This window comes from Quadrisphaera sp. DVD1 (assembly GCF_058932755.1).
Genome location: NZ_JBZYWI010000174.1, coordinates 1 through 6,015, shown reverse-complemented (window position 1 = coordinate 6,015; position 6,015 = coordinate 1). Strand labels below are relative to the sequence as shown.

The following is a 6,015-nucleotide window of genomic DNA, read 5'->3' as shown; positions in this document are numbered from 1 at the left end:
CGGGCGCGACGACGGGCACGGCACCGTCCGGCAGGAGCTGGCGCGCGGCCTCGGCCTGCGCGCCGAGGACCACAAGCACCGGGCTGCAGCCGCCCTCCCGCAGCGCGGCGACCCGGCTGACGAGCCACGGCGTCCCGCTCGCGTCGCGGGCCAGGGCCTTCGGGCCGCCGAAGCGGGTGCCGGCGCCTGCGGCGAGCAGGATGCCGGCCACCCCGTGCAGGCCCTGCCCGGAGGCGGGCCGGGCGGGCTTGTCGCGCTGGCGCACCCGCAGCCCGGAGGCGACCAGGCGCACGAGCAGCTCGCGGGCTGTCACCTGCTGCGCGCCCAGGGCCACGAGGTCGGGCACCGCGGCGTCGGGCACGTCGTAGTGGTCCGCGTCGAAGCTGCGCGGCGGGAGCGCCGCCCGGGCGGCGAAGGCGTGCAGCTCGTCCAGGGAGGTGTCGCTGACCAGGTGCGCCCACAGGCGGCCGTGGGCCGGCCAGCGCGCCTCGTCGACCAGCACCGCCACGAGCCCACCCTACGAGCCCTCGCCGAACCGCACTTCCCGCCAGGAGTGCGCCTCAGGAGCGCCCACGAACCGCACTTCCCGCCAGAAGTGCGGAAGGGGAGCGCCCACGAACCGCACTTCCCGCCAGAAGTGCGGAAGGGGAGGCGCGGCAGGCCCCGGACGCGCCGAGGGCGGCACCCCTGGTGGGGTGCCGCCCTCGGACGGTGGGTCAGGTGGTGCGGGTGGCGCAGGAGGCAGGACTCAGAAGTCCATCCCGCCCATGCCGCCGTCGCCGCCCGGAGCGGCCGCAGCGGCCTTCTCCGGCTTGTCGGCGATGACGGCCTCGGTGGTGAGGAACAGGCCGGCGATGCTGGCCGCGTTCTGCAGCGCCGAGCGGGTCACCTTGGCGGGGTCGATGATCCCGGTGGCCACCATGTCGACGTACTCGTTGGTCGCGGCGTTGAGGCCGTGACCGGTCTCCAGGTTGCGCACGCGCTCGGCGACGACGCCGCCCTCGAGACCGGCGTTGATCGCGATCTGCTTGAGCGGGGCCTCGATGGCGACGCGGACGATGTTGGCGCCCGTCGCCTCGTCACCGGTCAGGCCGAGACCGTCGAACGCGGTCTTGCCGGCCTGGATGAGGGCCACGCCGCCACCGGCGACGATGCCCTCCTCGACGGCCGCCTTCGCGTTGCGCACGGCGTCCTCGATGCGGTGCTTGCGCTCCTTGAGCTCGACCTCGGTCGCCGCGCCGGCCTTGATGACGGCGACGCCGCCGGCCAGCTTGGCCAGGCGCTCCTGCAGCTTCTCGCGGTCGTAGTCGGAGTCGCTGCGCTCGATCTCGGAGCGGATCTGGTTGACCCGGCCGGCGATCTGGTCGGCGTCACCGGCGCCCTCGACGATCGTCGTCTCGTCCTTGGTGACGACGATCTTGCGGGCGCGGCCCAGCAGGTCCAGGCCCGCGGTGTCGAGCTTGAGGCCGACCTCCTCGGAGATGACCTGGCCACCGGTGAGGATCGCGATGTCCTGCAGCATGGCCTTGCGGCGGTCGCCGAAGCCGGGGGCCTTGACGGCCACCGAGCGGAAGATGCCGCGGATCTTGTTGACGACCAGGGTGGCCAGGGCCTCGCCCTCGACGTCCTCGGAGATGATCGCCAGCGGCTTGCCGGACTGGGTGACCTTCTCCAGCAGCGGCAGCAGGTCCTTGATCGAGGAGATCTTGGAGTTGACGACGAGGATGTAGGGGTCGTCGAGGACGGCCTCCATGCGCTCGGAGTCGGTGACGAAGTAGGGCGAGATGTAGCCCTTGTCGAAGCGCATGCCCTCGGTGAGCTCGAGCTCCAGGCCGAAGGTGTTCGACTCCTCGACCGTGATCACGCCCTCCTTGCCGACCTTGTCCATCGCCTCGGCGATGAGCTCGCCGATCTGCGGGTCAGCGGCGGAGATGGACGCGGTGGCCGCGATCTGCTCGCGGGTCTCGACCTCGACGGCGTTCTCGAGCAGCTGCGCGGAGACCGCGGCGACGGCGGCCTCGATGCCCTTGCGCAGCGCCATCGGGTTCGCCCCGGCGGCCACGTTGCGCAGGCCCTCGCGGACCATGGCCTGGGCCAGCACGGTGGCGGTGGTGGTGCCGTCGCCAGCGACGTCGTCCGTCTTCTTGGCGACCTCCTTGACGAGCTCGGCGCCGATCTTCTCGTAGGGGTCCTCGAGGTCGATCTCCTTGGCGATGCTCACGCCGTCGTTGGTGATCGTGGGGGCGCCCCACTTCTTCTCGAGCACGACGTTGCGGCCCTTGGGCCCGAGGGTGACCTTGACGGCGTCGGCGAGGGTGTTCATGCCCCGCTCGAGACCGCGGCGGGCCTCCTCGTTGAAGGAGATGGTCTTTGCCATGCGGATGGTCCTCCCGGAACGGGTGGCGGTGTCGGCCGCGCCGGTGCCCGCGACGGACGCCGCCCCAGCACCGGTCACGTCCCGGGCCTCAGCGGCTCACCAGCACGGCCAGGAGCGTTGGCTCCAGGTCGTGGTTGGCACTCGGGTGTCCTGAGTGCCAGTCCCAAGACTGGCACTCTCACCGCCCGAGTGCAAACCCCCACGGGGCCGAGACGGCGAACGGCGCCGCCCCGCTCCCGCGGGACGACGCCGTTCGCGCGCTGACGAGTCCTCAGGCGAGGCGGACGGCCTCGGCCTGCGGGCCCTTCTGGCCGGTGCCGACCTCGAACTCGACGGCCTGGCCCTCCTCGAGGGAGCGGTAGCCGTCCATCTGGATGGCGGACCAGTGAACGAAGACGTCCGGGCCACCGTCGACGGTGATGAACCCGTACCCCTTCTCGGCGTTGAACCACTTCACGGTTCCCTGAGCCATGTCCTTGCTCCTGTATCACTGCGGTGGTGCAGCGCGGACAGTTCGCCCGCGCCGGGTCTGGAGAGTTCGCGTGGATCCGCGTGGACCCCCGTGCGGCCCCCCGTGCAGGTGCAGAAGGACGTGCTCACACAGAACTGCTCGACCGCGAGCAGGCTAGCGCGGCGGGCCCCGCCGGCGCGAGGGTCGTGCACAGGCTCGAACAGGGGCGGGTGCGCAGGTCAGGACGCCGGCGCGCGCCTCGGTCAGGGGGTCCAGTCGGGGCCCAGGACGACGGTGAGCGAGCCGCTCTCGGCGTCGGCGTCCTCGATCGCCACCGCGCCCAGGTCGTCGGCGACCGCGGCGGCGGTGGACGCGAGCTCGGCGTCGGCGTAGGTGACCGTGGTGGACCGCACGGTCGCGCCGCGCTCGTTGCCGGTGCTCGCCACGGACCAGCCCTGGCGCTGCAGCGCCGAGGAGGCCCTGGCCGCCAGACCGGTCGTCTTCGTCCCGTTGAGCACGACCAGCGGCACGGACGTGTCCGGCTCGGCGCTCTCCTCGTCGGCCTCGTCGGCCTCCACCGGCGCCTCGTCCGCCTCGGCCACGGGCTCGCTCACGACCTCCACCGCGGCGGCGGGGGCGGCCGGCTCGGCGGGGACGTCGGCGGGCACGGTCTCGACCACGGCGGCCGGGGCCTGCTCGGAGGCGACCACGGCGGTGCCGGGGTCGGTGGTGGCCCCGTCGCCACCACCGCCCAGGAGGTTCACCGCACCCAGGGCCACGACCCCGGCCACGCCGGCGACGAGCGCCGAGGGCACCAGGGGCAGGATCCGGCTCGGCCGGGCGCGGTGCGCGCCGCGCCGCGCGTCCTCGGGGACGGGGGCGTCGAACTCGTCGCGGGGGTAGCGCCTGCTCACAGAACGTGAGGCTACGCAGTCACACCCTCTCGGGGGCGGAATTCGCCGACCCGGCGCGGCGCTGGTCGCGCAGCCGCCGCAGGCGCTGGACCAGCAGCGGGTCGGCGGCCATCGCGGCCGGGTCCTCGAGGAGGGCGTTGAGGACCTGGTAGTACCGGGTGGCGGAGAGGTCGAACGCCTCGCGCACCGCCTGCTCCTTGGCGCCCTGGTGCTTCCACCAGCGCCGCTCGAACTCCAGCACCGCCCGGTCGCGCTCCGACAGGCCGGGGGGCTGCGACGGCGCGGGGTCGCGGTCGGCGTCCACCCCTCCACTGTAGGACCGGACGACACCGGTGTCGTTCTCCCCGGGCCCTAGCCTTCGGGGGTGGAGCAGGACGCGGGCGGGGCCCTGGTGGGGCTGGACGGCGTGCACCCGAGCTGGACCGCGGCGCTGGCCCCGGTGCGGGCCGAGCTGGCGTCCGCGGCGGCGCGCGCGGACGACGAGCGGGCCCGCGGCGCCGTGGTCCTGCCGGCCCCCGACCGGGTCCTGCGGGCCCTGCGCACCCCGCTGGAGGAGGTGCGGGTGCTCGTGGTGGGCCAGGACCCCTACCCGACCCCCGGCCACGCGATGGGCCTGGCCTTCTCCGTCGCGCCGGACGTGCGGCCGCTGCCCCCGACGCTGCGCAACGTCCTGCGCGAGCTCGTGGCCGACACCGGGGTCCCCACCCCGAGCACGGGTGACCTCTCCCCCTGGGCTCAGCGCGGGGTGCTGCTGCTCAACCGGGTGCTCACCGTGCGCGCCGGGGAGTCGGGCTCGCACCGCCGGATCGGCTGGGAGCGGGTGACCGACCAGGTCGTGCGGGCGCTGGCCGCCCGGGGCGGTCCCCTGGTCTCGGTGCTCTGGGGCCGCGACGCGCAGTCGGTGCAGCCGCTGCTGGCGGGCACGGCCGTGGTCACCGGGGTGCACCCCAGCCCCCTGTCGGCCTCGCGGGGGTTCACCGGCTCGCGGCCCTTCACCGCGGTCGACGCGCTGCTGGCCGCCCAGGGGGCGCCACCGGTGGAGTGGGCGCTCCCCTGACCGCGCGGGCCGCGCCGGCCCCGGCCCGTCGTACCGTGCCGGGGTGGACAGCGCACTCCCCGACCAGCCGCTGCGGTGGCGCCGGTACGTCGCCCTGGGCGACTCCTTCACCGAGGGCCTGACGGACCCCGACCCGCACCGCCCGCAGGGCTACCGCGGGTGGGCCGACCGCCTCGCCGAGCACCTGGACGCCGGCGCCCGCGAGGCCGGCGGCCCCGGCGTGGAGTACGCCAACCTCGCCGTCCGCGGCCGGCTGCTCGCCGCGATCCTCGCCGAGCAGGTGCCGGTGGCGCTGGCCAGCGGCGCGGACCTCGTGAGCATCGCGGGCGGCGGCAACGACCTGCTGCGCCCGCGCGCCGACGTCGACGCGCTCGCCGCGAGCATGGACGACGCCGTGGCGGCGCTGCGCGGGACCGGCGCGGACGTGCTGCTGGTGACCGGCTTCGACCCGCGGTCGCTGCCCGTGGTGCGCCTCACCCGGGGCCGGGTGGCCGCCTACAACCTGCAGCTGTGGGCCACGGCCCGCCGCCACGGCGCGGCCGTCCTCGACCTGTGGTCGCTGCGCGCCCTCTACGACCTGCGGATGTGGGCGCCGGACCGGATCCACCTCAGCGCCGAGGGGCACCGGCGGGTGGCCCTGGCCGCGCTGGCGGCCCTGCGCGGCGGGGCCGAGGCCCCCGCGGCGGACTGGGCGCAGCCGCTGCCCCCCGAGGGCGGGCGCTCGCGGCTGCTCGCGGCCCGCGAGGACGCCGCCTGGGCGCGCAGGCACCTGGCGCCGTGGGTGCAGCGCCGCCTGACCGGGCGCTCGAGCGGGGACGCCGTCCAGCCCAAGCGCCCCGTCCCCGCGCCGCTGCAGGGCGCGCCGGTCAGTGGGAGTGACCGGAGCTGACGCCGTCCGCGCCGGGGAGCAGCCGCTGCAGGTCGTTCAGGTGCTCGCCGTGGGACACGGCGCCGTCACCGGCGGGGCTGGCGGCGAGCGCCGGCGTCGTGGTGCCGGCGACCACCGCGGCGGCCAGGGCGAGGACCGCGATCTGCACGCGGGGCCGGGCCACCCGGCCGGGGACGTCCTCGCGCGCCCACCGCGCGCCGCGGAGCACGAGCACCGCGGTGCCGGCGCTGAGGACGACGCCCACGGCGGCGGGCAGGAAGCGCGAGGTCTCCCCCGCGGCGCCCACCACCCAGCCGAGCGCGCCGAGGGCCGGCACGGCCACGGCCA

General features: G+C 75.5%; 7 protein-coding genes and 2 pseudogenes. 2 read left to right on the top strand and 7 right to left on the bottom strand.

Going from position 1 to position 6,015, the window contains the following annotated elements; all coding sequences use genetic code 11:
• The 6 genes and pseudogenes from AC5FZL_RS14970 to AC5FZL_RS14945 form a co-directional block, all read right to left on the bottom strand.
• Nucleotides 1-211: NTP transferase domain-containing protein (locus AC5FZL_RS14970; RefSeq protein ID WP_493619684.1), on the bottom strand; the 211-nt coding region annotated here is incomplete at its 3' end.
• 36 nt (nt 212-247) lie between these two features.
• A pseudogene (locus AC5FZL_RS14965) lies at nt 248-508 on the bottom strand (DUF4031 domain-containing protein); the annotation flags it as partial.
• A 240-nt stretch (nt 509-748) separates the two neighbouring features.
• Nucleotides 749-2,377 (bottom strand): chaperonin GroEL, encoded by a 1,629-nt coding sequence (gene groL / locus AC5FZL_RS14960; RefSeq protein ID WP_493619683.1) that lies wholly within the window; start codon nt 2,375-2,377, stop codon nt 749-751.
• Between the two features lie 271 nt (nt 2,378-2,648).
• The gene (locus AC5FZL_RS14955) at nt 2,649-2,849 is read right to left on the bottom strand and encodes a cold-shock protein (RefSeq protein WP_493619682.1); all 201 of its coding nucleotides are present in this window, start codon (nt 2,847-2,849) and stop codon (nt 2,649-2,651) included.
• A gap of 242 nt (nt 2,850-3,091) precedes the next feature.
• Nucleotides 3,092-3,742 (bottom strand): LytR C-terminal domain-containing protein, encoded by a 651-nt coding sequence (locus AC5FZL_RS14950; protein ID WP_493619681.1) that lies wholly within the window; start codon nt 3,740-3,742, stop codon nt 3,092-3,094.
• A 19-nt stretch (nt 3,743-3,761) separates the two neighbouring features.
• Nucleotides 3,762-4,046, bottom strand: a complete 285-nt coding sequence (locus AC5FZL_RS14945) for a DUF3263 domain-containing protein (RefSeq protein WP_493619680.1) — start codon at nt 4,044-4,046, stop codon at nt 3,762-3,764.
• Between the two features lie 60 nt (nt 4,047-4,106).
• Between AC5FZL_RS14945 and AC5FZL_RS14940 the strand changes: the two genes are divergently transcribed.
• Nucleotides 4,107-4,799, top strand: coding sequence for a uracil-DNA glycosylase (locus tag AC5FZL_RS14940; RefSeq protein ID WP_493619679.1), 693 nt, complete (start codon nt 4,107-4,109; stop codon nt 4,797-4,799).
• A gap of 43 nt (nt 4,800-4,842) precedes the next feature.
• Nucleotides 4,843-5,688 carry an SGNH/GDSL hydrolase family protein gene (locus AC5FZL_RS14935; protein ID WP_493619678.1) on the top strand — a complete coding sequence of 282 codons (846 nt, stop codon included), beginning with the start codon at nt 4,843-4,845 and terminating at the stop codon, nt 5,686-5,688.
• Here the strand turns inward: AC5FZL_RS14935 and AC5FZL_RS14930 are convergent.
• Nucleotides 5,666-6,015: pseudogene (locus AC5FZL_RS14930) on the bottom strand (hypothetical protein); the annotation flags it as partial. The gene AC5FZL_RS14935 and the pseudogene AC5FZL_RS14930 overlap by 23 nt on opposite strands.

What these genes read in the sequence shown, in the direction of transcription:
- groL (WP_493619683.1), bottom strand. Translation starts at nt 2,377, where the DNA reads ATGGCAAAGACCATCTCCTTCAACGAGGAGGCCCGCCGCGGTCTCGAG.
- AC5FZL_RS14955 (WP_493619682.1), bottom strand. Translation starts at nt 2,849, where the DNA reads ATGGCTCAGGGAACCGTGAAGTGGTTCAACGCCGAGAAGGGGTACGGG.